This is a genomic window from Providencia sp. AGC89 (assembly GCF_053543535.1).
In genome coordinates this window covers 145,215-169,277 of sequence record NZ_JBIXLP010000007.1, presented here as the reverse complement: position 1 = coordinate 169,277, position 24,063 = coordinate 145,215, and the positions used below count along the sequence as shown (strand labels likewise).

The 24,063-nt window shown below is 38.6% G+C and carries 24 protein-coding genes and 3 tRNA genes; 12 read left to right on the top strand and 15 right to left on the bottom strand.

Features of this window, described 5'->3' with window-relative positions:
- Nucleotides 1-8: 8 nt before the first annotated feature.
- Together sufE and ACIPUA_RS03390 are read left to right on the top strand one after the other, a co-directional pair.
- Nucleotides 9-425: a cysteine desulfuration protein SufE gene (sufE, locus tag ACIPUA_RS03395; RefSeq protein WP_042844037.1), complete on the top strand. Its 417-nt coding sequence runs from the start codon at nucleotides 9-11 to the stop codon at nucleotides 423-425.
- Nucleotides 426-662: 237 nt separating this feature from the next.
- Nucleotides 663-1,730: a L,D-transpeptidase family protein gene (locus tag ACIPUA_RS03390; protein ID WP_042844036.1), complete on the top strand. Its 1,068-nt coding sequence runs from the start codon at nucleotides 663-665 to the stop codon at nucleotides 1,728-1,730.
- Between the two features lie 94 nt (nucleotides 1,731-1,824).
- Here the strand turns inward: ACIPUA_RS03390 and ACIPUA_RS03385 are convergent, their stop codons facing one another.
- The 6 genes from ACIPUA_RS03385 to ACIPUA_RS03360 all read right to left on the bottom strand — a co-directional run bounded on the left by ACIPUA_RS03385 (nucleotide 1,825) and on the right by ACIPUA_RS03360 (nucleotide 6,127).
- Entirely contained in the window at nucleotides 1,825-2,061 is a 237-nt protein-coding gene (locus tag ACIPUA_RS03385; protein WP_004263789.1) for a major outer membrane lipoprotein, read from the bottom strand.
- Nucleotides 2,062-2,482: 421 nt separating this feature from the next.
- Complete coding sequence (pykF, locus tag ACIPUA_RS03380; protein WP_042844034.1) at nucleotides 2,483-3,895, bottom strand: pyruvate kinase PykF; 1,413 nt, start codon at nucleotides 3,893-3,895, stop codon at nucleotides 2,483-2,485.
- Between the two features lie 405 nt (nucleotides 3,896-4,300).
- Nucleotides 4,301-4,377, bottom strand: a tRNA-Val gene (locus ACIPUA_RS03375).
- A 32-nt stretch (nucleotides 4,378-4,409) separates the two neighbouring features.
- Nucleotides 4,410-4,486, bottom strand: a tRNA-Val gene (locus ACIPUA_RS03370).
- Between the two features lie 32 nt (nucleotides 4,487-4,518).
- Nucleotides 4,519-4,595, bottom strand: a tRNA-Val gene (locus tag ACIPUA_RS03365).
- 158 nt (nucleotides 4,596-4,753) lie between these two features.
- Nucleotides 4,754-6,127, bottom strand: coding sequence for an MATE family efflux transporter (locus ACIPUA_RS03360; RefSeq protein WP_449059266.1), 1,374 nt, complete (start codon nucleotides 6,125-6,127; stop codon nucleotides 4,754-4,756).
- A 283-nt stretch (nucleotides 6,128-6,410) separates the two neighbouring features.
- Here ACIPUA_RS03360 and ACIPUA_RS03355 point away from each other — a divergent pair, with 283 nt between their 5' ends.
- Nucleotides 6,411-7,073, top strand: coding sequence for a riboflavin synthase (locus ACIPUA_RS03355; RefSeq protein WP_042844031.1), 663 nt, complete (start codon nucleotides 6,411-6,413; stop codon nucleotides 7,071-7,073).
- 229 nt (nucleotides 7,074-7,302) lie between these two features.
- On the opposite strand, the gene ACIPUA_RS03350 is transcribed toward ACIPUA_RS03355, so the two are convergent.
- The 3 genes from ACIPUA_RS03350 to punC form a co-directional block, all read right to left on the bottom strand.
- Complete coding sequence (locus ACIPUA_RS03350; RefSeq protein WP_048607016.1) at nucleotides 7,303-7,575, bottom strand: putative quinol monooxygenase; 273 nt, start codon at nucleotides 7,573-7,575, stop codon at nucleotides 7,303-7,305.
- 24 nt (nucleotides 7,576-7,599) lie between these two features.
- Nucleotides 7,600-8,358: a helix-turn-helix transcriptional regulator gene (locus tag ACIPUA_RS03345; RefSeq protein ID WP_225832903.1), complete on the bottom strand. Its 759-nt coding sequence runs from the start codon at nucleotides 8,356-8,358 to the stop codon at nucleotides 7,600-7,602.
- A gap of 308 nt (nucleotides 8,359-8,666) precedes the next feature.
- The gene (gene punC, locus ACIPUA_RS03340; RefSeq protein WP_048607018.1) at nucleotides 8,667-9,890 is read right to left on the bottom strand and encodes a purine nucleoside transporter PunC; all 1,224 of its coding nucleotides are present in this window, start codon (nucleotides 9,888-9,890) and stop codon (nucleotides 8,667-8,669) included.
- A gap of 122 nt (nucleotides 9,891-10,012) precedes the next feature.
- On the opposite strand from punC, the gene punR reads away from it, so the two are divergent.
- Complete coding sequence (gene punR, locus ACIPUA_RS03335; RefSeq protein WP_042844028.1) at nucleotides 10,013-10,918, top strand: DNA-binding transcriptional activator PunR; 906 nt, start codon at nucleotides 10,013-10,015, stop codon at nucleotides 10,916-10,918.
- 9 nt (nucleotides 10,919-10,927) lie between these two features.
- On the opposite strand, the gene purR is transcribed toward punR, so the two are convergent.
- A complete protein-coding gene (gene purR, locus ACIPUA_RS03330) occupies nucleotides 10,928-11,953 on the bottom strand; it encodes an HTH-type transcriptional repressor PurR (protein ID WP_042844027.1) in 1,026 nt (341 codons plus the stop codon).
- Between the two features lie 435 nt (nucleotides 11,954-12,388).
- A complete protein-coding gene (gene sodB / locus ACIPUA_RS03325; RefSeq protein ID WP_272677901.1) occupies nucleotides 12,389-12,967 on the bottom strand; it encodes a superoxide dismutase [Fe] in 579 nt (192 codons plus the stop codon).
- Nucleotides 12,968-13,437: 470 nt separating this feature from the next.
- On the opposite strand from sodB, the gene ACIPUA_RS03320 reads away from it, so the two are divergent.
- Nucleotides 13,438-13,785 carry a Grx4 family monothiol glutaredoxin gene (locus ACIPUA_RS03320; protein ID WP_042844025.1) on the top strand — a complete coding sequence of 116 codons (348 nt, stop codon included), beginning with the start codon at nucleotides 13,438-13,440 and terminating at the stop codon, nucleotides 13,783-13,785.
- 81 nt (nucleotides 13,786-13,866) lie between these two features.
- Here the strand turns inward: ACIPUA_RS03320 and rnt are convergent, their stop codons facing one another.
- Nucleotides 13,867-14,511, bottom strand: coding sequence for a ribonuclease T (rnt, locus tag ACIPUA_RS03315; RefSeq protein WP_042844024.1), 645 nt, complete (start codon nucleotides 14,509-14,511; stop codon nucleotides 13,867-13,869).
- 127 nt (nucleotides 14,512-14,638) lie between these two features.
- Nucleotides 14,639-15,046 carry a lactoylglutathione lyase gene (gene gloA / locus ACIPUA_RS03310; RefSeq protein WP_004910442.1) on the bottom strand — a complete coding sequence of 136 codons (408 nt, stop codon included), beginning with the start codon at nucleotides 15,044-15,046 and terminating at the stop codon, nucleotides 14,639-14,641.
- Between the two features lie 176 nt (nucleotides 15,047-15,222).
- On the opposite strand from gloA, the gene ACIPUA_RS03305 reads away from it, so the two are divergent.
- On the top strand, nucleotides 15,223-15,462 hold the full coding sequence (locus ACIPUA_RS03305; RefSeq protein ID WP_042844023.1) for a DUF1289 domain-containing protein: 240 nt from the start codon (nucleotides 15,223-15,225) through the stop codon (nucleotides 15,460-15,462).
- Nucleotides 15,463-16,000: 538 nt separating this feature from the next.
- Nucleotides 16,001-16,435, top strand: coding sequence for a transcriptional regulator SlyA (gene slyA, locus ACIPUA_RS03300; protein WP_042844021.1), 435 nt, complete (start codon nucleotides 16,001-16,003; stop codon nucleotides 16,433-16,435).
- A gap of 483 nt (nucleotides 16,436-16,918) precedes the next feature.
- On the opposite strand, the gene ACIPUA_RS03295 is transcribed toward slyA, so the two are convergent.
- Nucleotides 16,919-17,386, bottom strand: coding sequence for an outer membrane lipoprotein (locus tag ACIPUA_RS03295; protein WP_042844020.1), 468 nt, complete (start codon nucleotides 17,384-17,386; stop codon nucleotides 16,919-16,921).
- 519 nt (nucleotides 17,387-17,905) lie between these two features.
- On the opposite strand from ACIPUA_RS03295, the gene anmK reads away from it, so the two are divergent.
- The 4 genes from anmK (at nucleotide 17,906) to pdxY (ending at nucleotide 22,232) form a co-directional block, all read left to right on the top strand.
- Nucleotides 17,906-19,027 (top strand): anhydro-N-acetylmuramic acid kinase, encoded by a 1,122-nt coding sequence (gene anmK, locus ACIPUA_RS03290; protein ID WP_042844019.1) that lies wholly within the window; start codon nucleotides 17,906-17,908, stop codon nucleotides 19,025-19,027.
- 19 nt (nucleotides 19,028-19,046) lie between these two features.
- Complete coding sequence (pdxH, locus tag ACIPUA_RS03285; RefSeq protein ID WP_042844017.1) at nucleotides 19,047-19,700, top strand: pyridoxamine 5'-phosphate oxidase; 654 nt, start codon at nucleotides 19,047-19,049, stop codon at nucleotides 19,698-19,700.
- 160 nt (nucleotides 19,701-19,860) lie between these two features.
- Complete coding sequence (tyrS, locus tag ACIPUA_RS03280) at nucleotides 19,861-21,135, top strand: tyrosine--tRNA ligase (RefSeq protein WP_042844016.1); 1,275 nt, start codon at nucleotides 19,861-19,863, stop codon at nucleotides 21,133-21,135.
- A gap of 233 nt (nucleotides 21,136-21,368) precedes the next feature.
- Nucleotides 21,369-22,232, top strand: coding sequence for a pyridoxal kinase PdxY (pdxY, locus tag ACIPUA_RS03275; protein ID WP_129465839.1), 864 nt, complete (start codon nucleotides 21,369-21,371; stop codon nucleotides 22,230-22,232).
- A gap of 55 nt (nucleotides 22,233-22,287) precedes the next feature.
- On the opposite strand, the gene gstA is transcribed toward pdxY, so the two are convergent.
- Nucleotides 22,288-22,893, bottom strand: coding sequence for a glutathione transferase GstA (gstA, locus tag ACIPUA_RS03270; protein ID WP_042844014.1), 606 nt, complete (start codon nucleotides 22,891-22,893; stop codon nucleotides 22,288-22,290).
- 292 nt (nucleotides 22,894-23,185) lie between these two features.
- Between gstA and ACIPUA_RS03265 the strand changes: the two genes are divergently transcribed.
- The gene (locus ACIPUA_RS03265) at nucleotides 23,186-24,052 is read left to right on the top strand and encodes a DUF817 domain-containing protein (protein WP_048607024.1); all 867 of its coding nucleotides are present in this window, start codon (nucleotides 23,186-23,188) and stop codon (nucleotides 24,050-24,052) included.
- The last annotated feature ends 11 nt before the right edge of the window (nucleotides 24,053-24,063 follow it).

Sequence of the window (24,063 nt, the reverse complement as noted above, 5' to 3'; positions counted from 1 at the left end):
AAATCAGTATGCCCGCATTACCCGATGAACATAAGTTATTACGTAACTTTTCCCGTTGTCAGGATTGGGAAGAACGCTATTTATATATGATTGAACTTGGTGGACGTTTACCTGACTTAACTGAAGCACAAAGAAGTGATAATAATTTGATTGCAGGTTGCCAAAGTCAGGTTTGGATTGACATGCAAAAGCAATCGGACGGGGCTATTATGTTTGCTGGTGACAGCGATGCAGCAATAGTTAAAGGGCTAGTGGCAATTGTCATTATTCTTTTTCAAGGCAAAACCGCGCAACAAATATTAGGGCTCGATGTTAAGTCTTTTTTTGAGCAATTAGCATTGGAGCAGCATTTAACCCCTTCACGTACACAAGGCTTAAATGCCATGATCCGCTCAATTTTAGCTCGTGCAGGTCAATTAGCATAATAATATCAGGGGAGTACAGTTTGCTCCCTTTCTCCTCGCCAATCTTTTTTCTTTTCTATGCTACTCTAAACTCATGTATTTAATTAAGTTATTATTATTAGACTAATTATTATGGATAAGCTCAGTGCTAATTATTAACTAAAATATTTATTTAGTATTAAAGATATGCAAGATAGTTGCTATTATGAGCAATAATCATTGCATTATTGTAAGAACACCATTTTCCTTGGAGTAGGTATGAAAAGAGTTTTGACGGCGGTAAGTTTGTTTGTCATGAGTGCTTTGTTGGCTCCGGCTCAGGCAAAAGAGTATCCATTACCTGACAGTAATACACGCCTAATCGGGGAAAACCTGACGTATGTTGTACCAAATGATGGGCGCCCGTTAGAAGCTATCGCCAGTGATTACCAAATAGGCTTATTGGGTATGTTAGAAGCAAACCCTGGGACAGACCCTTACCTTCCTGAAGCGGGCAAGGAACTGATCATCCCCGCACAAATGCTATTACCCGCTACACCAAGAACGGGGATTGTCATTAACCTCGCTGAGCTTCGTTTATATTATTACCCTGCGAATAGTGAAAATGTTATTGTTTACCCAATAGGTATTGGTCAATTGGGGCGTGACACGCCTGAAATGGTGACATCTGTCAGCCAATCAATTAAAGACCCTACATGGACACCAACAGCAAACATTCGTAAAAATTATGCCAAAGAGGGGATAACTTTGCCTGCGGTAGTTCCTGCGGGACCAGAAAATCCGATGGGGCTATATGCGTTACGGTTATCTTATGGTCGAGGTGAATATTTAATTCATGGTACTAATGCAGACTTTGGTATTGGCATGAGAGTTAGTTCGGGATGCATTCGCTTACGGCCTGATGATATTGAAGCATTATTCAAAACGGTACCAAAAGGAACACGGGTCCAAGTTATTGACCAACCGGTGAAATATTCTAAAGAAGCGGATGGAAGCTATTATATTGAAGTACATCAACCGTTATCTCGGACAAGCAGTGATGACCCACAAACGATGCCAATCAAATTGTCTGACGATTTCAAGCGTTTTTTAGAAAATGAAGGGGTTGACAAGGGCTTAGTAGAAAAAGAACTGGCAAGGCGTTCTGGTATGCCTGTGAGGGTCAATAATGATCAAGGTAATAGTATTCCTGATACTGAAAGCCAAATACAGCAAGGTTTAGTTCCTATTGAACCCTTTAGTATCTCACAACCTGAACCTATCTATGATGGTAAAGTTGGTGCATTGCTACCGGCTAAGTACCGCTCTTCTGCAATAACGCAATAATTTCAATAAAATAAGGGCCTATTTTCATAGGCCCTCATAAATGCTACTAGCTTCAAAGAAGCGTCTTTTCGACTAAATAACGACCAAATCGAACTTATTTTTTGTAAGTGCGAACTTGGTTGTCCAAGCGCTGGTTAGCGCGAGCTGCTTCTTCTTGAGCTGTCTGTACGTCAGAACGCAGAGACTGAACGTCGTTGCTCAGTTGATCAACTTTACCATTCAGAGTTTGTACGTCTGAAGAGAGTTTTTGCACTTCAGTGCTGTTAGAACAACCCGCTAGTAATGCTGAAGCTAATACGATAGAGCCCAGTACAATTTTAGTACGAATCATTATTTTACCCTCTAGATTGATTTATCTTGAAAATATAAAAAAGCAAGTCACCAAACAATAGAGCCAAGACTGTTATCTTAAAGCTTGCTATATCCCTTTAAAACAACCTAATGAAAATTAGGGTATGGCACTTACTTAGTCTTATGCTAGTACTAAATATAAAGTTTTGCTAGAAATACTTTAATATTAGTACTAGGAAAAAGAAGAAAAATTTAAATCAAGAACAATGATGGCGGTTATTTGACCAATTTAAGGGCTTTTTTTGATTTTACACTAATAATGATAAGAGAATATTTACTTGGGGGTACAAAATAAGTAAATAGTTACTTCAGGACAGCACAAAATGTTAACTTTAAATAAGAAGGCCGATGGTTAAATTAATTACCATCGGCCTTTTTGCATACAACTTATGAGAGTTTATTTAGAGCACATGAACAGATGAAGTATTGGTCGTACCGCTTTGTACTAATGCGCCGGATACCATAACAACAGCATCACCTGAAACCGCTAAACCACTTTCTAACGCTGCACGTTTACCTTCACGATAGAAGTCGTCAGTAGAAGTAAACCCACCAACAATCATCGGGATCACGCCTTTGACTAATAATAACTGACGAGCAGTTTCTTCGTTAGTTGTTAATGCAAGAATAGGTGCGGTTGGGAAATATTTACGAACCGATTTTGCTGATTTACCGCCGTATGTTGCAACAACAATTAGAGGTACATCTAATTTTTCAGACATTTCTACTGCGCCACGGCATACCGCTTCAGTAACACGTAAACGCTGGCTTGGTTTTTGGTTATCGATGCGAGTTTGCATCACACTATCAGTGCGCTCACAAATCGTTGCCATAATAGTGACAGCTTCTACAGGATATTTACCTTTTGCACTTTCACCTGATAGCATCACTGCATCGGTACCATCTAAAATCGCGTTTGCAACATCCCCTGCTTCTGCACGAGTCGGGCGCGGGTTTTTGATCATTGAGTCTAACATTTGGGTCGCAGTAATAACCACTTTACGTGCTGCAACACATTTCTCAATCATCATTTTTTGCGCGAAAATAACTTCTTCAACAGGGATCTCTACCCCTAAATCACCACGTGCAACCATGATGCCATCAGATGCTTCTAAAATTTCATCAAAATTATTTAGACCTTCTTGATTTTCAATTTTAGAGATAATTTGAATGTTTTCGCCGCCGTGTTTTTTCAGGTGAGCACGAATTTCTTCTACATCAGAACGTTTACGGATAAAAGAGGCAGCTACAAAATCCACACCTTGTTGGCAACCAAAAACTAAGTCTTCTTTATCTTTTTCGGCTAATGCGGGTAAGCCAATTGAAACGCCGGGTAGATTAACCCCTTTTTTCTCACCGAGGTCACCGTTATTTAAGACTTCGCAAATAACTTCAGTAGCAGTGATGCTAGTGACTTTCATGCCAATTAAGCCATCATCGACTAATACAGTATTGCCTACTTCTAAATCAGAAGTTAACCCTGCATAAGTGACAGCAACTTTATCTTTATTGCCGATAACGGAAGTATCTGTCGTAAAAGTAAAGGTTTGACCGGCAACAAGAGAGACGTCGTTACCACCTTCTAATTTCATGGTACGAATTTCAGGACCTTTTGTGTCTAGCAGGATAGCTGCTTGTTTACCAGTTTTTGCGCACACAGAGCGAAGATTGTTGATACGTTGACCATGTTCTTCATAGTCACCGTGAGAGAAGTTGAGGCGCATAACGTTCATGCCAGCATCAAGGAGTTGGGTCAGTTTTTCTTCTGATTCGGTTTTTGGACCGATAGTACAAACAATTTTGGTTTTTTTCATGGCAGTCTATCTAAGGTTATAAAGGAAATCGGTATTGTCGCCGATGCTTAGTGCGCATGATAAAATGTGTTGCGCAACTCATTTATAAGAATAGGCGACAGTCTGGTGGTTAATTCATTTTACGCTAAAATTTATCTCATTTTGATTCTTATTATAGTGTAGATGACAAATTCAATTAAAGCTAACACACTGATTTATTGCTGTTGAAACCTTTCAGCCAGCATGAGTATTATAGACAACAAAAAACTGTGAGACAAATCAAATTTTCTTAAATTGAAAGAAGTCGCCACTCAGATCAAATACTCAGTAAATAGTTTGCGATTTATTTTGTTGCGCAACAAAGTAAGGGAAGATCGACAGACAATCAAGGAAAATATTAGAATCAATAGGAGGAGGTTAGCAAAATGGTGCGTCCGAGTAGACTCGAACTACCGACCCCCACCATGTCAAGGTGGTGCTCTAACCAACTGAGCTACGGACGCACTGAAAGAGTATGCTTTGAGTTAACTTGAAATGGTGCGTCCGAGTAGACTCGAACTACCGACCCCCACCATGTCAAGGTGGTGCTCTAACCAACTGAGCTACGGACGCATTGAAAATTAACAAGCTTTGATCACTAGAAATGGTGCGTCCGAGTAGACTCGAACTACCGACCCCCACCATGTCAAGGTGGTGCTCTAACCAACTGAGCTACGGACGCATTAAAAAATTATCTAGCTGACAACGGGAACGAATATTAACGTTATGATGCGCATCTGGCAAGGGGAAAATGTATTTTTGCGATAGTTTGCTCGTATTTAAAACTATCTGATGCGAAATACATCTTCCCGTACAGTTAAAAGCTTAAAAAACCGTCAATTAGCGAGTCGAACGAACTAAAATAAACTCTTCAGATTGTTTATGAAGCCACATAATCCGTGTTGCCATACCAATGGCTGCTGCGCTTAAGCCAATTATAAAACCAATCCAAAACCCTTTAGGCCCCATGGCTGGAGCAACAATATCGGTTAAGGCTAAGATATAGCCTGCAGGTAATCCTAGTAGCCAGTAAGCAGTAAAAGTAATAAAGAAAATAGAACGTGTATCTTTATAACCCCGTAGGATACCAGCACCAATAACTTGTACGGAATCTGATAATTGATAAATTGCGGCATATAGCATCAAACTAGACGCTAAAGCCACAACTTCCGGGTTTTTGTTATACATCATCGCAATTGGCTCACGGAATACGATAGTTAAAATAGCAGTAATACAAGCCACCATTAAGCCAACCGCTAAGCTAGTGTAAGATGAAACTTTAGCGGCCTCGGTAGATTTTTGCCCTAAATTATAACCAACCCGGATTGTTGCAGCGATCCCTAATGATAATGGGAACATAAACATCACTGAGCTAAAATTAAGAGTAACTTGGTGACCGGCAACGGCTATGACACCTAACGGTGCAACTAATAGTGCAACAACAGCAAATAATGTGACTTCAAAGAACAGAGCTAAACCAATAGGAGTACCCAATACAATGATGCGCTTTAAAATTAATGGATTTGGCGATGTAAAAACTAGAGTAGGGCGAATATCACGCTGAGAATGCGCTCGTTTCACATACCATCTCATCATTATGCACATAGCCCAATACACTGTAGCTGTCGCAACACCACAACCGACACCACCTAGTGCAGGTGCTCCAAAGTGCCCATAAATAAAGATATAATTGATAGGAATATTCACCATCAAACCAAGAAAACCAATAACCATCCCCGGTTTCGTTTTCGATAAACCTTCACATTGGCTACGATAGACTTGATAAAATAGGTATCCTGGCGCTCCCCACATGATTGCATGTAAGAATCGCACTGATTTATCGGCTAATTCAGCATCAATGTGCGGCATGTTATGAATGATTAACTGGCTATTATAGAGCAAACACATAATGCCCAACGCTAAGAACAATGCAAGCCATAGACCTTGCTGAACCTGATCGCCAATTAAATTTCGGCGACCTGACCCATTCATTTGAGCGACAATAGGCGTCAATGCCATCAATAGCCCTTGCCCAAAAAGAATAGCGGGCAGCCAGATTGAAACCCCAACTGCAACTGCGGACATCTCTATTTCACTAACGCTTCCAGCCATAATAGTATCCACAAACCCCATTGCAGTTTGTGAAAATTGAGCTAAAACAATAGGAATACCGAGTGCCAGCAAGCTACGCGCTTCTGTAAAATATTTCTGCACGCATACACCTTCATAATAAAACGAGTAATAGGAAAAAAACTAGAAAAATAAATGATTTACTTAAAGTATAAGCTTTAATAAAAACCGCTCATTCTATCCCTTTTCTAGAGAGAATCCAATAATGATATAATTGAATGTAATAAAAAAGCATTTTTAAACCTAGGTGCTGGTTATATCGCTAGTTTGCCAGTGAATTGGTCTGTCGCTTATCACTCAAATAAGATAGATCTCTAAGAATTCTTATGTAAACTGAAGTCATTAATTCACTACACTGAGATTTATTATGTTTACAGGCATTGTCCAAGCTACAGCTCCTATTATAGAAATCACTGAAAGAGCTAATTTTCGTACTCATGTAATGAAATTTACCCCTGAATTATTAGTCGGCTTAGAAACAGGGGCATCTGTTGCACATAACGGCTGTTGCCTTACAGTGACAAAAATTGATGGTGAAAAGGTTAGCTTTGATCTCATTAAAGAAACATTACGTTTAACCAACCTTGGCGCACTAAAAGAAGGGGATGTGGTTAATATTGAACGTGCTGCTAAATACGGTGATGAAATTGGGGGGCATGTTGTTTCTGGTCATATTATGACAACTGCAGAAATCAGTAAAATTTTCACCTCAGAAGATAACCATCAAATTTGGTTGGCGATTCACGATAAATCATTGATGAAATATATTTTACATAAAGGGTTTGTTGCCATAGATGGTATCAGCTTAACTGTAGGTGATGTCATCAATAATCGTTTTTGTGTGCATTTGATCCCAGAGACTTTGGAGCGAACTACATTAGGTCAAAAACGTTTAGGGGACAAAGTGAATATTGAAATCGATCCTCAGACTCAGGCAATCGTTGATACGGTTGAACGTGTTTTGAACCAAAAAGAACAAGAAAAGTTTTTACAACAAACTAATGAAACAATAGAAGCTAATGAGCCTTAGTAAATATTACCTTTAAGGGGTCTTAAGCTGTTAGTTAGGTTTGATTACTTTATCTAATTAGGCTATAGCAGCGGTTTATGGTGCTATAGCCAAGGTCAATTACGAAGGGGGAATTAATTTATCGGGCGTGTTTAATAATCTAATTCTACAATTCTGCTAATTACAATAAGTTAAAATTAATAAAAGAGGGTGAAATTTTTATTAATGGCTAACCTTAAACGTCAACTAGTTATTTTTCACTGAAGTTGACTGAAAAACTAGCGTTATCACGCTCAATTGCATCGACTAGACGTTTGAAATGTGGACTATTTTTATGCATCTCTAGCGCTTGAGTATTTTCCCACTCTTCGAAAACAATGTAACCATTTTCTTTAGCCATAAGATCATATTGAATGCATCCTTTCTCTCGGCGACTTAATTTTGCTAAGTCACGAACGATTTCTCGCGTCAAATACCCATCTGATTTTTCCGTCGTAATTTGGGCATACACAACAATACTCATTCCTTTCTCCTTATGTATTAAGAACTATCTTAATGGGTACTTAGTTTTTGTATTGTAAAAAAGCGAATACTCTGATTTTAAAAATGCCGACGGGGTCATAGTAAAGTATCTTTTAAAATCGCGATAAAAGTGGGACTGATCATAATAGCCTGTTTCAAACCATCGGTATGTATCTTGTTCTACTACCATACTCTTCAAAACATGCTCTAAGCGGCAATTGATCTGATAACGTTTTGGGGTAATGCCATACTCTTTTAAAAACTCTTTTTGAATAACCCGTACATGTAATCCTGTTTCTTCAGCAAGTTCTGTTATTTTTTTTGTAGGGTTGCGATACAGCAATTCTAAAATGTCATCGATAAAATGAGGCTTTTTATTGGCTTTAGTTCGATTGAAGCAATCTAAAAGTTCTTTAAATGATGAGTTGGCTAAGGACTCAAACCAGCGATCTTGCCATATTTCACTCAGAGCCATAGGCCTATCAGTGTAATTAAACGTACTAAGGGGAAGTAAAAAGCGCAGTGCATCATGGCGTATACGCAACACCATTACTTTTGAATGGTTAGGATTAGCCGTGAATGTATTGACTCTAGGAATAATTAATTGGAAAGAGTCTGTTGTTGAATGTTTTTCTGTTGACATGCAAAAAGAATCTGATGAAACCCAAATTTCAGCCCCAGTTCCTGGAAAAATTTTAATTGTTCCTGAAAATTCTTTAATGATCAAAATTGAACTAACAAAGGACTTTAATTCATCTGGTGGATAATACTGTTTCAACATCATTCTTGAGCACTCATTATTTGATATGGCAATGATAACGCTTTCTAACAAGAAAATTAACTATAGAAAATCTATATCTTAGTAGATAAAAAAATAAAATCCCTCTATTTTAGTGAAATACGCTTTAAATAGTAGAAATATATGAAGTAGATACAGTTTTTAGTCTTTGAGTGTCTAAATAACAGATAAGATTATTTGTCATGAATAACTGAATATTCACGGTGAGAAGTTGGGAGTATTTTTATTGGTTAATAAACGAAAACCATGCCGCTAAGCTTGCGGCATGGTTTAAAGTGAATCATATGTTGTTATCAATCGGCTTGGCAATCGGCATGTTTTAGCGCTTTTTCACTGTTGCTGGAACAACGTTGCATAAAATAACCAATCGTCATTGGAATGATGGTTGCAGCCATTACCCCCGTTGTTGCCAGAAGTGGGTCGAAAGTAAGAGCAGAAACGAGCAAGCTGGCTAAAAAACATAACCCTAATTGCAAGGCATTTTGTAATGCCGCCGCTTTACCACTTGCACTCGGGAATGCATTTAATGCTTTCGAAACAGCGATTGGATAGGAAGCCCCATTCATCGCCGCCATAAAGCAAAATGGGATCAAAATCATAGTTAGTGACGGAGTACTGTAGATAGCTATAATGAATAAGATTGCCATGCTTACTGCATAACCCGTCAATAATAGAGGGAATAAAGTTTCAGCGCGAACTTTTGCTAATACAATACGACAGCCATAGCCACCAACAATGAAAGCTAAGGTTTGAGGGATATAACTTAAGCCTATATCTGCTGGGTTAAACCCCATATTCCGCAAAATAAATGGCGAGCCCGTTAACCAAGCGAAAAAGCCAGCACTACAAGAGGCATAAACAAGTACATTACCACTAAAAATAGGTGAACTTAACAAGTTAGCAAAAGAGACTTTAGTTTTGGGTTGTTTTTCATCCGTGATGTTTTTGACAGAAACATTCTTCAAAAATAACGTTGGTAATAAAAGTAATATACCTACGGCCATGAGGATCAGAAAAATGGCTTCCCAAGTTTGGTGTTCTAAAACCCAAGCACCTAATAAAGGCGCCAAAGCAGGGGATAAAGCGACTAATGGCATAATAGAGGCAAAAACTTTTTGCGTGCTTGCTTCATCATAGCGGTCAATAACGAGAGCTTGCCATAAAACGGCCGCAGAACAGACACCGACAGCTTGTAGAAAACGCAAAGTTAAGAGTTGTGTCGCAGTTTCAACCCAAAAAATAGCTAGGCTGCTTAAAATGAAAATAGCCAACCCAACGATAAGCACAGGTTTACGACCAAGTTTGTCTGATAATGGTCCCCATAGAAGCTGAGCAAAAGCAAAACCAGCTAAAAATATACTGAGAGAAGCGCTGATAGCCCCTTCTGTGGTATGCAGTGAGTTTTGCATTGCCCCAAAAGCAGGTAGATACATATCAATCGCTAAAAACCCCAGCATGCTTAACCCTGCAAGGTAAATCATAAACCCAGGGGAATTTTTTTTCACAGTATTCGTCATAATTATTACTTATTTGATATTTAAAAAAATGTTAACAGTAGTTCTATTGTATAGGCTATTTTTTTATGTTGTGAAACGGTAATATTTGGATCTTGCTATCAAAATTTTTGAAAGGAGATGTTATGTGGTCAGCTCATGCGCTCGAAGTCATTGATGCAGTGGCTCGTACGGGAAGTTTTAGTGGTGCTGCCGATGAGTTGCACCGTGTTCCATCTGCGATTAGCTATACGGTAAAACAAATTGAGGAATGGCTTGCTGTCCCTTTATTTGAACGTCGCCATCGTGATGTAGTTCTTACCGAGGCGGGGGCAATATTTATTAAACAAAGTCGTTCTGTTATCAAAAAAATGACAGATACCAGACATCAATGCCAACAAGTCGCAAATGGTTGGCGTGGTCAATTTAGTATCGCAGTTGACTGCATTGTCAAACCGCAGCGCACAGAACAACTCATTCTAGATTTCTATCGTCATTTTCCTGATATTGAACTGTATATTCACCCTGAAGTGTTTAATGGTGTTTGGGATGCTTTAGCTGATGGTCGTGTTGATGTGGCGATTGGCGCAACACGTGCTTCCCCCATTGGTGAAAGATACAGTTTTCGTGATATGGGTTTCATGTCTTGGATGTGTGTTGCGAGCCCTGAGCACCCATTAGCCAAAATAGAAGGTAAGTTGGTGGATGAACAAATGCGTGAATACCCCAGTTTATGCTTAGAAGATACCTCCCGTAATTTACCCAAAAGAGACACATGGGCCCTTGATAACCAGCGGCGTCTTGTTGTGCCTTATTGGGAAAATGGTTTGGCATGTTTAGTCAATGGGCTATGTGTGGGCATGGTGCCCGAACACCGCGCAACCCCTTTATGCGAGGAAGGGAAGTTAGTGGAATTGGCATTAGTACAACCATTTCCACCAAGCCCTTGCTGCCTAACTTGGGTTGAAAAAAACACATCTCCAGCGTTAAGTTGGTTATTAGATTACCTCGGTGATACTGAAACACTTAACGCGGAATGGCTTTCAACTTAGGTTGCTAAGTTATCGGCGGTAATCAATAAATGGCCCATCAGCAACAGAGCGGCGTTCAACCAGCCGTGGATGTACCTCGATAGTTTGCGCATCTTCGCGCTTATTCACAATTCTATCGAGTAACATTGTAAAGGCCATTTGCCCTAAACGCTCTTTTGGCTGGTGGATAGTCGTTAGAGCAGGGGTAAAATAGCGCGCATTACGCACATTATCATAGCCAATCACTGAAATATCTTGCGGTACACGCAGGCCCATCTCATCTGCGGCGCAAATCGCTCCCATTGCCATAATATCACCACCACAGAAGACCGCGGTAGGGCGCTGTTTATGGCTAAGGATTTGCATCATTGCTTTGTAGCCTGATTCAGGCTCAAAATCCCCTTGGACGATCCACTCATCTTTTAACGTAATTTTGGCCTCTTCCATCGCTTTTTGGAAACCAGTTAAACGACCAATGCCTGTATTTCTTTCGAGTGAACCAGGAATGACACCGATATCACGGTGGCCACGGTCAATCAAATAACGCCCTGCAAGGTAGCCGCCATGGAATGAGTTGTCGATAATACTGTCAGTAAAATCACCTCGTGACGTACCCCAATCCATAACGACCATTGGAATATTACGATAATCTTCTAACATACTGATTAAAGTATCTGGGTATTCAGAGCACATAACGAGTAAACCATCTACGCGTTTTTGCGCAAGCATTTGTAGATAGGCTTTTTGTTTACCCAAATTATTATGGGAATTACAGAGGATTAGTGTATAGCCTTTTTCATAGCAGCTATTTTCAACTGATTCTATTACCTCAGCAAAATAGGGTGCTTCACTGGAGGTTGCCAGCAAACCAATCGACTTAGTGTGATTAACTTTTAGACTACGGGCAACCGCACTTGGTGAATAATTGAGCTCTTTAATTGCAGCCCAGACCGCAGCCTTAGTATCATCAGCCACAAAGCGCGTTTTATTAATAACATGGGATACGGTTGTGGTAGATACGCCAGCGCGTTTCGCCACATCTTTAATCGTTGCCATGGGGGAAAAAAACTCCTGACCAACAATAGGTCTCTATAAGCATTCTTGTTAAAAAATTACCAGCATATTGATGCATTGATCCTTTGCTGGCAATAATTTAGCGATTTGTTGTCGATTTTGTCTGATCTAGCGCAAAAACGAAAGAAATAATTGATGTTATAACATGTGATATAGGCACGAGTTTTGTTTTTTTGGATATATATACTTAATAACCTTTGTGTTAATATGGTTATTCGCTAATTCAATTACGTTTAGATGAGAGGAACTCATGGATACAGATGTTAAATATGGATTACTGGCTGCGTTGGGTTCATTAGCAATGATTATTTTTATTGCTGCACATATTTTTTGATTTTATTTTTACTCATAGCAATGTGCGTAAAAAATAAGGGCGAGATATCTCGCCCTTAGCTATTTAGAAATCAACAGATATCACTACGCTAAATTTTCTTCAACAAACTTCCAATTGACTAGCGCCCAGAAGTTTTCTAAGTATTTAGGACGCGCGTTACGATAATCGATATAGTAAGCATGCTCCCAAATATCAACTGTTAATACAGGCTTATCTTCACCAGAAATTGGCGTTGCAGCATTAGATGTATTAACGATAGCTAAGCTACCATCGGTTTTTTTCACTAGCCATGTCCAACCTGCGCCAAAGTTTTTGGTCGCAGCGTCAGTAAATTGCGCTTTAAACTCAGCGAAAGAACCGAATGCTTTATTAATCGCATCAGCAACTTTGCCTGTTGGTTCTCCACCTGCATTTGGCGCTAAACAATGCCAATAGAATGTGTGGTTCCAAACTTGAGCAGCATTGTTAAAAACCCCAGCGTCAGAAGTTTTGATGATCTCTTCTAGAGATTTACCTTCGAAGTCAGTGCCTTTGATGAGGTTGTTTAAGTTAACAACATAAGTGTTGTGGTGCTTGCCATAGTGATATTCTAAGGTTTCAGCAGAGATATATGGTTCTAAAGCATCTTTAGCATACGGTAGAGCGGGTAGTTCAAAAGACATTGCGTACTCCTTGATTGCTTTTGTATAAAATACTTCGGGTGTTTGCTCTTAAAATGAGCTAATTAAAAGATGGCAATTTGTTATCAACATTTCGCTCATTGGCGAGATGGTATTTAATATATTAATGATAACACGATAAACCTTACAAAGGGTAATGGTAATCATGTTACTTATATGTTAGCAAAAAACAAAATCATTAACTATTTATATTGTATGGGTATTTGTGAGGAAGAACGCCAGTTTTTTGAATTTAAACAATAGCGAGTTATTTGTTTGACTTAGGTGAGCAGAAGATAGAAAAGGTGCCTTTTTGGTTTTTTGGATGTTATAGTAATGCCCCTGTAAAACTGGCATATTGTATGAAACAATTAAGTTTCACATTATAATGGTCAATGCATTCTATTAAGTCGCAGTAAATCATGCTTGTCGGCTGACTGCAAAACCAGCATCTTTGTTCTAAGGAAGTAAAAATGACGACAATTGAAAGAATCGAGCGCCAAATCAAAGAAAACCCAATTTTATTATACATGAAAGGCTCTCCAAAACTTCCGAGCTGTGGTTTTTCTGCTCAAGCAGTCCAAGCTCTGTCTTCTTGTGGTGAACGCTTTGCTTATGTTGATATCCTACAAAATCCAGATATTCGTGCAGAACTGCCAAAATATGCAAATTGGCCAACTTTTCCTCAACTGTGGGTTGATGGGGAGCTGGTTGGGGGCTGTGATATTATCATGGAAATGTTCCAGCGCGGTGAACTTCAATCATTGATTAAAGAAACTGCGGATAAATATCGCCCAACAGACGAAACTAGCGCAGAATAATATTGCGATAGATAACAAAAAACCGTATTTAGCTAACGTAGTGGTATTTTAGCAAATACGGTTTTTTTATATGTAATTCAATTACTCTTCGTTCTCAACGATAGGCCAGCCACCAAGCTTTTTCCATTTGTTGACAATCTCACAAAACAATAGGGCAGTACGGTTAGTATCATACAGAGCACCGTGGGCTTGTTTCCCATCAAATGGAATACCCGCAGCGACACATGCTTTTGCTAAAATAGTTTGGCCGTACACTAAACCACTTAATGCTGCAGTATCGAAGGTTGCAAATGGGTGGAATGGGTTACGTTTTAAACTCGCGCGTTCTGCGGCATTCATAACAAAGCTGTGATCAAAATTTGCATTATGAGCAACAATAATTGCGCGGTTACAATCCGTGTTCTTCATTCCTTTGCGGATCACTTTAAATATTGCGTGTAATGCTTCGTATTCACTTACGGCCCCACGTAATGGATTAGTAGGGTCAATGCCAGTAAAGGCGAGCGCAGATGGCTCAAGGTTTGCACCCTCAAATGGCTCTATATGAAAATGCAATGTTTCATCCATAGACAGCCAGCCGTCTTTATCCATTTTTAAGGTAATCGCGGCGATTTCTAACAGCCCGTCAGTTTTGGCATTAAACCCACCGGTTTCAACATCAATAACAACAGGGTAATAACCCCTGAAACGGTTAACCAGGGCATTAGGATTATTTTTTTCAGACATTAGGACTTTCGATTATAAGTTTCTGATTGGCTCGTATTATGCCAAAACCAGTAAAAATTTGTAGGTAAACATAGAAGAAAATTAAGGCAGCCAATTGGCAGCCTTAATTTTGTAATTGAAAGGTCAATTAGTGACCTAAGCCTTTACTTGCACTTTTGTTTTCAATTAATTCAATTTTATAGCCATCAGGGTCTTCAACAAATGCGATAACAGTTGTTCCCCCTTTTACAGGGCCGGCTTCACGAGTAACATTACCACCTGCATTGCGGATATCATCACAAGTTTTTGCAACGTCATCGACACCTAGTGCAATATGACCATAAGCATTCCCCATATCGTATTGATCAACACCCCAATTATAGGTTAGCTCAATGACTGCGCCTTCGCTTTCATCACTATAACCAACAAAAGCAAGAGAATATTTATACTCAGTATTTTCACTGGTTCTTAACAGGCGCATGCCCAGTACTTTGGTGTAAAAATCGATTGAACGCTGCATATCTGTAACACGCAACATAGTATGAAGTAAGCGCATATTATAAACCTCTTAAAATTTCCAGAAAAAACCTGAATCGTTGTATTTATTAATATAACGTGTCTATATTGATAAATACAATGGTTGTAGTATATTTTTTAATCGAACGGCAGTGATGCTTATTTTTATAGTATATCATACATTTATTGTGTTTTTTCTTTTAAGGGGATACCTATATGGCTGAGCAACTCGAGTTCTTTGATATTCCAAGCCCTTGCCGTGGTATTTGCCAAGTAAATGAACAAGGTTACTGCCGAGGTTGTTATCGTACACGAGATGAGCGTTTTAACTGGTTAAAATTTTCTGATCCTGAAAAACGAAATATTATTCGATTATGCCGTCAACGGTACTTAAGGTCACTGAGTAAACAGGCGACTGCAAAAGATTTACCCGATCCCCAACAACAGCTTTTTTAAAGTGTAATACAAATGAATCTATTTTTATAATTCAATCAATTGTTTTGTTAATTAAAGTAACTAGTTCTTTTTTAATTATTTTATTTTAATTAATTTCGTTGTTTATCTTTCAATAAAATTTTATTTATTCAAAATAGCTATAGATTCTATAAAAACAACCATAAATAACATATTTTTAAGATTAACTATATACTTTTGTTTTTAAACCATTTATTTGGTATTGCTTTTTTTATTGTTAGTTGTAATTACTATAAGGGTTAAAATAGATAGATCCGAAAGGAGAGTAAGGCTATTCTTATTAATAAGATAATTGATAGGTTGCTTTATTAAGCCTACTAATTTGAAAAGGCATGAGTCGCAAGGTATTAGTTAGAGGTACATCGTCTCATGAAGAGTTTGTCATCACTATAAATAGGTATTTGTTATCCTATGCATCAATAAAAAGTTGTAAATATAAAAGGAAATTAATATATAATTTAAAAAATAATATGAGTCTGGTATATTTTTTAGACATTATAATTATATAAAGGAGGGTAAATTGGAATCACAAATTGGAACAGAATTATCACGTGTAGTCCGTATGTGGAGAGCATTAATCGATCATCGTTTAAAACCCCTTAAACTTACGCAAACACATTGGGTTACATTACATAATATTAGCCAGTTACCACCGGAACAATCGCAAATACAACTGGCAAAGGCAATAGGAATAGAACAACCATCACTAGTGAGAACCCTTGACCAATTAGAGGAAAAAAAACTCATTTCTAGGCATATATGTGCAAATGATAGGAGAGCTAAAAGAATAAAATTGACAGAAGAGTCTGAACCATTTATTAAGACAGTAGACCAAGTAATTAATAATACACGGCTAGAAATATTGAATAATATTAGTGAAGAAGAGCTTGAGCAACTGTCTCAGTTACTTCTTAAACTTGAAAGAAACATTATACAGTTACAGAATGACTCTTGAATTTGGTATAATTTAGCATGTGAATAAATATAACACCAACTATTATTATGGTGATTATTATAAAGACAATGATTATTCAAATTGATTTTAAATAAAATGATCTTTATAGATGGTAAATTATTTCTGTGAAATATATATTGTATTGCAGTTATTTTTGTAGTGTATGGTTTGAGTTAAAATAATTTCTTTAACATTATTCTGCAATCATTAGTTAGTGATGATACACGGCTTGTAGAATACTCAGCAATAAAACCTTCACTAAAAAATGATAACTTAAATAACTATTTCACATTGAATAATGAAATATCTATATGTATAACTAGAGGGATGACTAACTAGAATACTACACATGATATTAAAGATAAAAATATAGGAAAATAATTAATTAATAGAGGTTATTAATAACTAAATATTAGTTAATTAACACTAAGTATGTTCACCGACCATGAGCCGGTGAACATATTTTAATTTAGAATAGTAAAGTTAGCGAGGAGATACAGTGACTGTATTGCCGCTATTTGCAATCATAACGCGTTGACCGTTACGGAAAGTGCTTGGGTCTTGTTTTTGAACAACCACGATATTTTTGCCGCTATCTAAGCGAATTTCTAACTGAACCCCTTGGCTTTTATTCAATGCGCCTTGTGCTTGCTGACCTGCTAAGCCACCTGCTATTGCGCCTGCTGCAGTTGCTAGTGTATTACCAGTACCACCACCAATAGTGTTACCTAATAAACCACCGAGCACAGCACCACCAATTGCGCCAATAACGTTACCATCTTCACCAGCTTGAATTGTCACAGGGCGGGCATTCAAAACGGTACCATAGGTTACAGTCTGTACCTGTTTCGCATCCTTGGCTGAAATAGTATCACCAGAAAGCGTACTGGTATTGACACAGCCTGATAACGCTGCAACTGCAACAACACCTACAAAAACTTTCTTAAGCATAATAACTCCTATGAGATTTGCTGTCTGTGGCACTAACATAGCATCGTATATTTGTTTTCACCATAAACACAACAATTATCAAAATAATGGTATTAAAAAGCGAAGGTTAGATTACTTATTTTGGTTTAAATAGAGTGTAAACACTAGGTAAAATATCTCAAATTCAGGATTATTTCACTGACAAAGGCACTGTTTGTTAAAGGGATGTCAAGTTATGAGTATGATTTCGCATCTATAGCTAAATAGGACGCCTTATCATCTTAGTCAAGACCCTGTAACTAGTGCTTGGTTTATAATTTTATTATGAACCATTGTAAACAAAAAGAGAAATCGTGATATTAAAAAGTGCCTTTTTTATTTAGTTTGTCTAGTTATTTTTAACTTAAAGGTGATTATTTATTATTCCTGCGAAGCTGCCCGAGAAATTGCATCGAATTGTTGACAAAAATCTTCATCAAAGCACAATCTTTTATAGTGATATTTAGTCAAGTTAATGTGCACACTGAAGGAACAAGCATAATGATTAAGTCCGGTCGTTACATAGGTGTCATGTCGGGAACGAGTTTAGACGGTGTTGATGTGGTGCTTGCAGCAATCAGTGATAAGTTTGTTGCTGAACAATCTAGTTTGAGTGTCACATTCCCAATTGAATTAAAGAAAAAAATTTTAAATATTTGCCAAGGGCAAACAACAACATTGTCAGAGGTTGGCAAAATTGATCGGCAGTTAGGGTCATTGTATGCAGATGCTATTAATCAGCTGTTGGTACAAACCAGTTTAACGTCTGAAGATATCATCGCTATTGGCTGCCATGGTCAAACTGTTTGGCATGAACCTGATGGCGAACAGCCTTTTACCATGCAATTAGGTGATAACAACAGAGTTGCCGCTTTAACGGGGATTACCACTGTTGGGGATTTTCGTCGTAGGGACATGGCATATGGCGGGCAAGGTGCACCATTGGTGCCTGCATTTCACCTTGCTGTATTAGGGCATCCTACTGAGAAACGCATTGTATTAAATATTGGTGGAATTGCGAATGTGACAGCTTTATTACCTGGTGCTTATGTTAAAGGCTACGATACAGGTCCTGGGAATATGTTAATGGATACATGGACTTGGCGTAATAAACAGAAAGCATATGATAAAGACGGTCAATGGGCGAGTAGTGGCAAGGTCGATAACACATTATTAAAATCCATGCTAAGCGACCCATATTTTAGACGCTCATCCCCTAAAAGCACAGGGCGTGAATATTTTAATATGCAATGGTTAGAGAAACACTTAGATAAGTTTCCATTAATTTCTGCTGAGGATGTTCAAGCAACGCTTTGTGAGCTGACGGCAACATCGATTACTGACCAAGTTTTATTATGTGGCGGCTGTGAGCGCTTAATTGTTTGTGGTGGTGGCGCAAAGAATCACTTTCTAATGCAGCGTTTAGCGGCTTTGTTACCGGGGATTGAGGTCGCTCCCAGTGATAAATTTGGGTTAAGTGGTGACGATATGGAAGCGTTAGCTTTTGCGTGGTTAGCGGCTCGAACTGTAGCCGGTTTATCAGGAAATCTTGCTTCTGTAACAGGGGCAAGTGAAGAAACTGTTCTCGGTGCGATATACCCTAAAAATATCGCTAAAAAATAACCGTATTAAGGATATAAAAATGAACGAGCTAGATGAAATAGACCTCGCATCGGTACGTCGTGAATACACAAAAGGTGGTTTAAGACGTAATGATTTAACACCAAACCCATTAACACTGTTTGAATTGTGGATGAAGCAAGCGTGCGAGGCTCGTTTAAGTGACCCAACAGCAATGTCGGTTGCTACAGTTGATGAAACAGGGCAGCCCTATCAACGTATTGTATTGTTAAAGCATTTTGATGATAACGGTTTAATTTTTTATACCAATTTAGGTAGCAGAAAGGCGCAACATTTAGAAAAAAATAACAAAATAAGTTTGCACTTTCCATGGTACCCGCTAGAGCGCCAAGTCAATTTTACGGGTGTCGCTGAGCGATTAAATCCAATTGAAGTTGTTAAGTATTTTCATAGTAGGCCTAAAGACAGCCAAATTGCAGCGTGGGCCTCTGCGCAATCATCTAAAATCTCTGCTCGAGGGATTTTAGAAGGCAAGTTTTTAGAGCTAAAACAAAAATTCAAAAATGGCGAGGTTCCATTACCCAGTTTTTGGGGTGGGTTCCGAGTGGTTTTTAATAGCGTTGAGTTTTGGCAAGGGGGCGCTCACCGCCTTCATGACCGCTTTTTATATCAACGCGAAGGGGATGGCTGGAAAATTGACAGATTAGCCCCTTAATTATAGTTTTTTAACTGGCACTTAATTGATATGCGCTTTATGCTATAGACTCATTTAATAAAATTGACAAATTAAACTGACGAGCTTTTGATATGAGTCTCAAAATCGTTGGTTTTTTAACCCTAAATAGATAGACAAAATTCAACCGATGGAGTCATTGATGTCTAGCAATAACCTGATTAAACAATTGCAAGAGCGGGGCCTCGTTGCCCAGGTAACGGATGAGGATGCGTTAGCAGAGAGACTGGCGCAAGGGCCTATCTCCCTCTATTGCGGCTTCGACCCTACCGCTGACAGCTTGCACTTGGGACATCTGGTTCCTTTGCTGTGTTTAAAACGATTCCAACTAGCCGGGCACAAGCCTGTGGCGTTGGTGGGTGGCGCAACGGGCCTAATTGGCGATCCGAGCTTTAAAGCTACTGAACGTAAATTAAACACCACAGAAACCGTTCAAGAGTGGGTAGAAAAAATACGCAACCAAGTATCACCATTTTTAAGTTTTGATTGTGGTGATAACAGCGCACGCCTTGCTAACAATTATGATTGGTTTGGTAAAATGGATGTGCTGACATTCTTACGTGATATTGGTAAACATTTCTCTGTTAACCAAATGATCAACCGTGAATCTGTTAAGCAACGTTTAAACCGTGATGATGTAGGGATCTCGTTCACCGAGTTTGCTTATAACCTGCTACAGGGTTATGACTTTGCCAATATGAATAAAGAGATGGGTGTTGAACTGCAAATTGGGGGGTCAGACCAATGGGGTAACATTACCTCTGGTATCGACTTAACTCGTCGCTTACATCAAAATCAAGTGTTTGGTATGACAGTTCCTCTAATTACAAAAGCGGACGGTACTAAGTTTGGTAAAACCGAGGGTGGTGCAGTATGGTTAGATTCTAAGAAAACTAGCCAATATAAATTCTATCAATTCTGGATTAACACCGCTGATGCTGACGTTTATCGTTTCTTAAAATTCTTCACTTTTATGGAATTAGAAGAAATTCAAGCATTGGAAGAAGAAGATAAAAATAGCGGTAAAGCACCTCGTGCTCAATATGTTTTAGCTGAGTTAGTGACTAAACTGGTGCATGGTGAAAGCGGGTTAGCCGCAGCAAAACGTATTACTGATAGTTTGTTCTCAGGTGCGGTATCTGATTTAACAGAAGCTGATTTTGAGCAATTAGCACAAGACGGCATGCCTTGTATTACACTAGATGCGGGAGCTGACTTACAACAAGCTCTAGTTGATTCAGAATTAACACCATCTCGTGGACAAGCAAGAACTGCAATCAGTTCTAATGCAGTATCCATTAACGGTCAAAAACAAACAGACCCTATGTATGTATTTAGTGATGCAGACCGTTTATTTGGTCGTTATACTTTAATCCGTCGTGGTAAGAAAAACGACTGTTTAATTAATTGGAAATAGCTCTGACTAACCTTTGTAATATTAGCCTGGGGTTCCCCAGGCTATACTCGTCATATTTCAATTTGCATAGGTGTTGATTGTGTCCAGTTAGCCGAGTATAGAGTCAAGTATACTCATAGGGCTTTCTTCTCTTGTCGCCTCCATGCAACTCGAATTATTTGGAGTATATTCATATTAGCAATGGCGAATCACTGATTTCTCTTCATTCGACATAACAATTCTTTGGGTTCTTAATGAAAAGCGTATTATCAATTCAATCCCATGTTGTTTTCGGCCATGCAGGAAACAGTGCCGCTGCATTTCCTATGTGCCGAATGGGCGTAGATGTGTGGCCACTTAATACCGTACAGTTTTCGAATCACACGCAATATCCACAGTGGACAGGGAATGTTTTTTCAGCTCAGCACTTAACCGATATCGTTGAAGGCTTAGCAAAAATCCATAAATTAGAAGTTTGTGATGCGGTTTTAAGTGGTTATATCGGTTCCGCAGAGCAAGGGGATGATATCCTTGCGATTGTACAAAAAGTTAAAGCGGCAAATCCACAAGCACTTTATTTTTGTGACCCTGTCATGGGGCATCCTGAAAAAGGCTGTATCGTTGCACCAGGTGTTGCGGAGTTTCTTTGTCACCGTGCATTAGCAGTAAGCGATGTCATCGCCCCAAATCTACTTGAGTTAGAAACTTTAGTTGGTAGAAGTATTAAAACAGTAGATGAAGCAGCACAAGCCGCTCGTGAATTATGTCACAAAGGGCCGAAAATTGTGCTGGTGAAGCATTTAAGCCGAGCAGGCTATCGGGCTGATCGTTTTGAAATGATCTTAGTGACGGCAGAGCATAGCTGGCATGTGAGTCGTCCACTTGTAGATTTTGGTGAAAAACAACCAGTAGGCGTCGGTGACTTAACGAGTGGTTTAATGTTAGTCAATTTATTGAAAGGGGAGCCTCTTGATAAAGGGCTTGAGCATGTTGCAGCCGCAGTATACGAAGTGATGATTAAAACCAAAGAAATGGGTGAATACGAATTACAACTGGTTGCAGCCCAAGACAAAATGGTCAATCCTGAACATAAATTCTGTGCGACGCAGTTAGATTAAATTTAATGAGTTAATAAAATAGATAGCGCCCGTTGGTTGAGCGCTATCTTACGGATTAAATCAGTCCTTCAGCTTTTAATGCATCTTGGACATTAGGGCGTTTGGCAATTTTAGCCATGTAATCTTGTAGGTGAGTTAGGCTAGCTAAATCCAGCCCGACATGTTTTGCCCAACCACTAACGGTAAATAAATAAGCATCGGCAACACTAAAGCTATCACCAGCAAAGAAAGCCTGTTTTGATAGTACGTTGTCGACATATTTAAACTTATTAAATAATATGCCACGAGCGGTGTCTTTATATTCTTCTGGTGTACCGGGGGTAAATAACGGCGAGAAATTTTTATGTAATTCTGTCGAAATAAAATTAAGGGCTTCGAGTTGGTGATAACGTTTCATCGACCCTGGTAGTGCGATTAGGTTACGATCAGGTTTTTGATCAGCAATATATTGAACAATAACAGCACCTTCTGTTAACTGCTCACCATTATCTAGCACTAAAGTTGGAACTTGTCCTTTAGGGTTTATTGCTAAATAATCCTCGCCTTTCTCTGTTTTTTTCTCTTTGATATTAACTCGTTCAATACTGAAGTCTAATCCAGTCTCACGCAGAATAATATGAGGGGACAGCGAGCAAGCACCGGGAGCGTAATACAATTTCATGATAAAACTCCTAAGTTATTAAGTGGGCATTCATATAGCAAATAAACACATATCACTTAAGTATATCATTACTTTCTGTTAACGAATTGCCATCAGGTGCGAGATACATACAAAAATTAAAATTTAAACAAAAATAGGGCCCAAGAGTAAAAATGAGAATGTTAAGGTAAAAGAAAAAAAGCCATAAAATTAAGATAGTTGCCTTAGGTGTATTCGCTATGCTTTGCTAAAATCTACAGCTTACTTTGTATATAAAAATACAGTCGCACAATTGAAATTAGCGAGTAAATAAATGACCAACGGGTGTCAAAAATTAAATATCTTAGGGAAGCTAGATAAAATTTTGATGGCGCACACGCCAAATAATAGCCAAGGGATTAAGCGTTTTATTTTAGAGTTCTGGTTCTTTGGTATCATCAATGCACGTTCTTGTTTATTTGCTGGTTTTTTCTTTTTGGCCTTATTTTTAGTGCCAGCGAAAGGGGTAATGGGGCTTCCTCGCTATGATGCCCTATTAATTTTTGCCGTCACATTTCAAGCTTTATTGGTATGGTCAAAACTAGAAACATGGGATGAATTAAAAGCAATCTGTGTTTTTCATTTAGTCGGTTTTATGATGGAGTTATTTAAAACCTCTGCAACTATTGGTTCATGGCAATACCCCGATGAGGCTTATTCCAAGCTTTGGGGCGTTCCTTTGTTTACTGGTTTTATGTATGCGGCGGTAGGGAGCTATATCATTCAGTCTTGGCGGTTTTTTAACGTTAGAATTGAACATTACCCACCTTATTGGATGGCGACACTTGTTGCTCTTGCCATTTATGTGAATTTTTTTAGCCACCATTATATTGATGATTACCGTTGGTATTTGACAGCTTTTATTTTTGGCTTGTATGCACGTAGTGTCGTTTTTTATACCCCATTAGATAAAGAACGCAGAATGCCTTTATTACTAGCTTTTATGTTGATTGGTTTTTTTATTTGGTTAGCTGAAAACTTTGGGACATTTTTTGGTGTTTGGCAATACCCAAACCAAATTGGTGCTTGGTCAATGGTGCATGCGGGCAAATGGGGAGCATGGTCACTGTTAGTGATTGTCACCTTCACAATTGTTGTACATCTCAAACATATTAAGGCAAATGTGACAATCTCACGCTAATAGCATAAATA

Excerpts from the sequence above, each read along its gene's own strand:
- sufE (WP_042844037.1), top strand. The coding sequence starts at position 9 with ATGCCCGCATTACCCGATGAACATAAGTTATTACGTAACTTTTCCCGT.
- ACIPUA_RS03390 (WP_042844036.1), top strand. The coding sequence starts at position 663 with ATGAAAAGAGTTTTGACGGCGGTAAGTTTGTTTGTCATGAGTGCTTTG.
- ACIPUA_RS03385 (WP_004263789.1), bottom strand. The coding sequence starts at position 2,061 with ATGATTCGTACTAAAATTGTACTGGGCTCTATCGTATTAGCTTCAGCA.
- pykF (WP_042844034.1), bottom strand. The coding sequence starts at position 3,895 with ATGAAAAAAACCAAAATTGTTTGTACTATCGGTCCAAAAACCGAATCA.
- ACIPUA_RS03355 (WP_042844031.1), top strand. The coding sequence starts at position 6,411 with ATGTTTACAGGCATTGTCCAAGCTACAGCTCCTATTATAGAAATCACT.
- ACIPUA_RS03350 (WP_048607016.1), bottom strand. The coding sequence starts at position 7,575 with ATGAGTATTGTTGTGTATGCCCAAATTACGACGGAAAAATCAGATGGG.
- ACIPUA_RS03345 (WP_225832903.1), bottom strand. The coding sequence starts at position 8,358 with ATGATGTTGAAACAGTATTATCCACCAGATGAATTAAAGTCCTTTGTT.
- punC (WP_048607018.1), bottom strand. The coding sequence starts at position 9,890 with ATGACGAATACTGTGAAAAAAAATTCCCCTGGGTTTATGATTTACCTT.
- punR (WP_042844028.1), top strand. The coding sequence starts at position 10,013 with ATGTGGTCAGCTCATGCGCTCGAAGTCATTGATGCAGTGGCTCGTACG.
- purR (WP_042844027.1), bottom strand. The coding sequence starts at position 11,953 with ATGGCAACGATTAAAGATGTGGCGAAACGCGCTGGCGTATCTACCACA.
- sodB (WP_272677901.1), bottom strand. The coding sequence starts at position 12,967 with ATGTCTTTTGAACTACCCGCTCTACCGTATGCTAAAGATGCTTTAGAA.
- ACIPUA_RS03320 (WP_042844025.1), top strand. The coding sequence starts at position 13,438 with ATGACGACAATTGAAAGAATCGAGCGCCAAATCAAAGAAAACCCAATT.
- rnt (WP_042844024.1), bottom strand. The coding sequence starts at position 14,511 with ATGTCTGAAAAAAATAATCCTAATGCCCTGGTTAACCGTTTCAGGGGT.
- gloA (WP_004910442.1), bottom strand. The coding sequence starts at position 15,046 with ATGCGCTTACTTCATACTATGTTGCGTGTTACAGATATGCAGCGTTCA.
- ACIPUA_RS03305 (WP_042844023.1), top strand. The coding sequence starts at position 15,223 with ATGGCTGAGCAACTCGAGTTCTTTGATATTCCAAGCCCTTGCCGTGGT.
- ACIPUA_RS03295 (WP_042844020.1), bottom strand. The coding sequence starts at position 17,386 with ATGCTTAAGAAAGTTTTTGTAGGTGTTGTTGCAGTTGCAGCGTTATCA.
- anmK (WP_042844019.1), top strand. The coding sequence starts at position 17,906 with ATGATTAAGTCCGGTCGTTACATAGGTGTCATGTCGGGAACGAGTTTA.
- pdxH (WP_042844017.1), top strand. The coding sequence starts at position 19,047 with ATGAACGAGCTAGATGAAATAGACCTCGCATCGGTACGTCGTGAATAC.
- tyrS (WP_042844016.1), top strand. The coding sequence starts at position 19,861 with ATGTCTAGCAATAACCTGATTAAACAATTGCAAGAGCGGGGCCTCGTT.
- pdxY (WP_129465839.1), top strand. The coding sequence starts at position 21,369 with ATGAAAAGCGTATTATCAATTCAATCCCATGTTGTTTTCGGCCATGCA.
- gstA (WP_042844014.1), bottom strand. The coding sequence starts at position 22,893 with ATGAAATTGTATTACGCTCCCGGTGCTTGCTCGCTGTCCCCTCATATT.
- ACIPUA_RS03265 (WP_048607024.1), top strand. The coding sequence starts at position 23,186 with ATGACCAACGGGTGTCAAAAATTAAATATCTTAGGGAAGCTAGATAAA.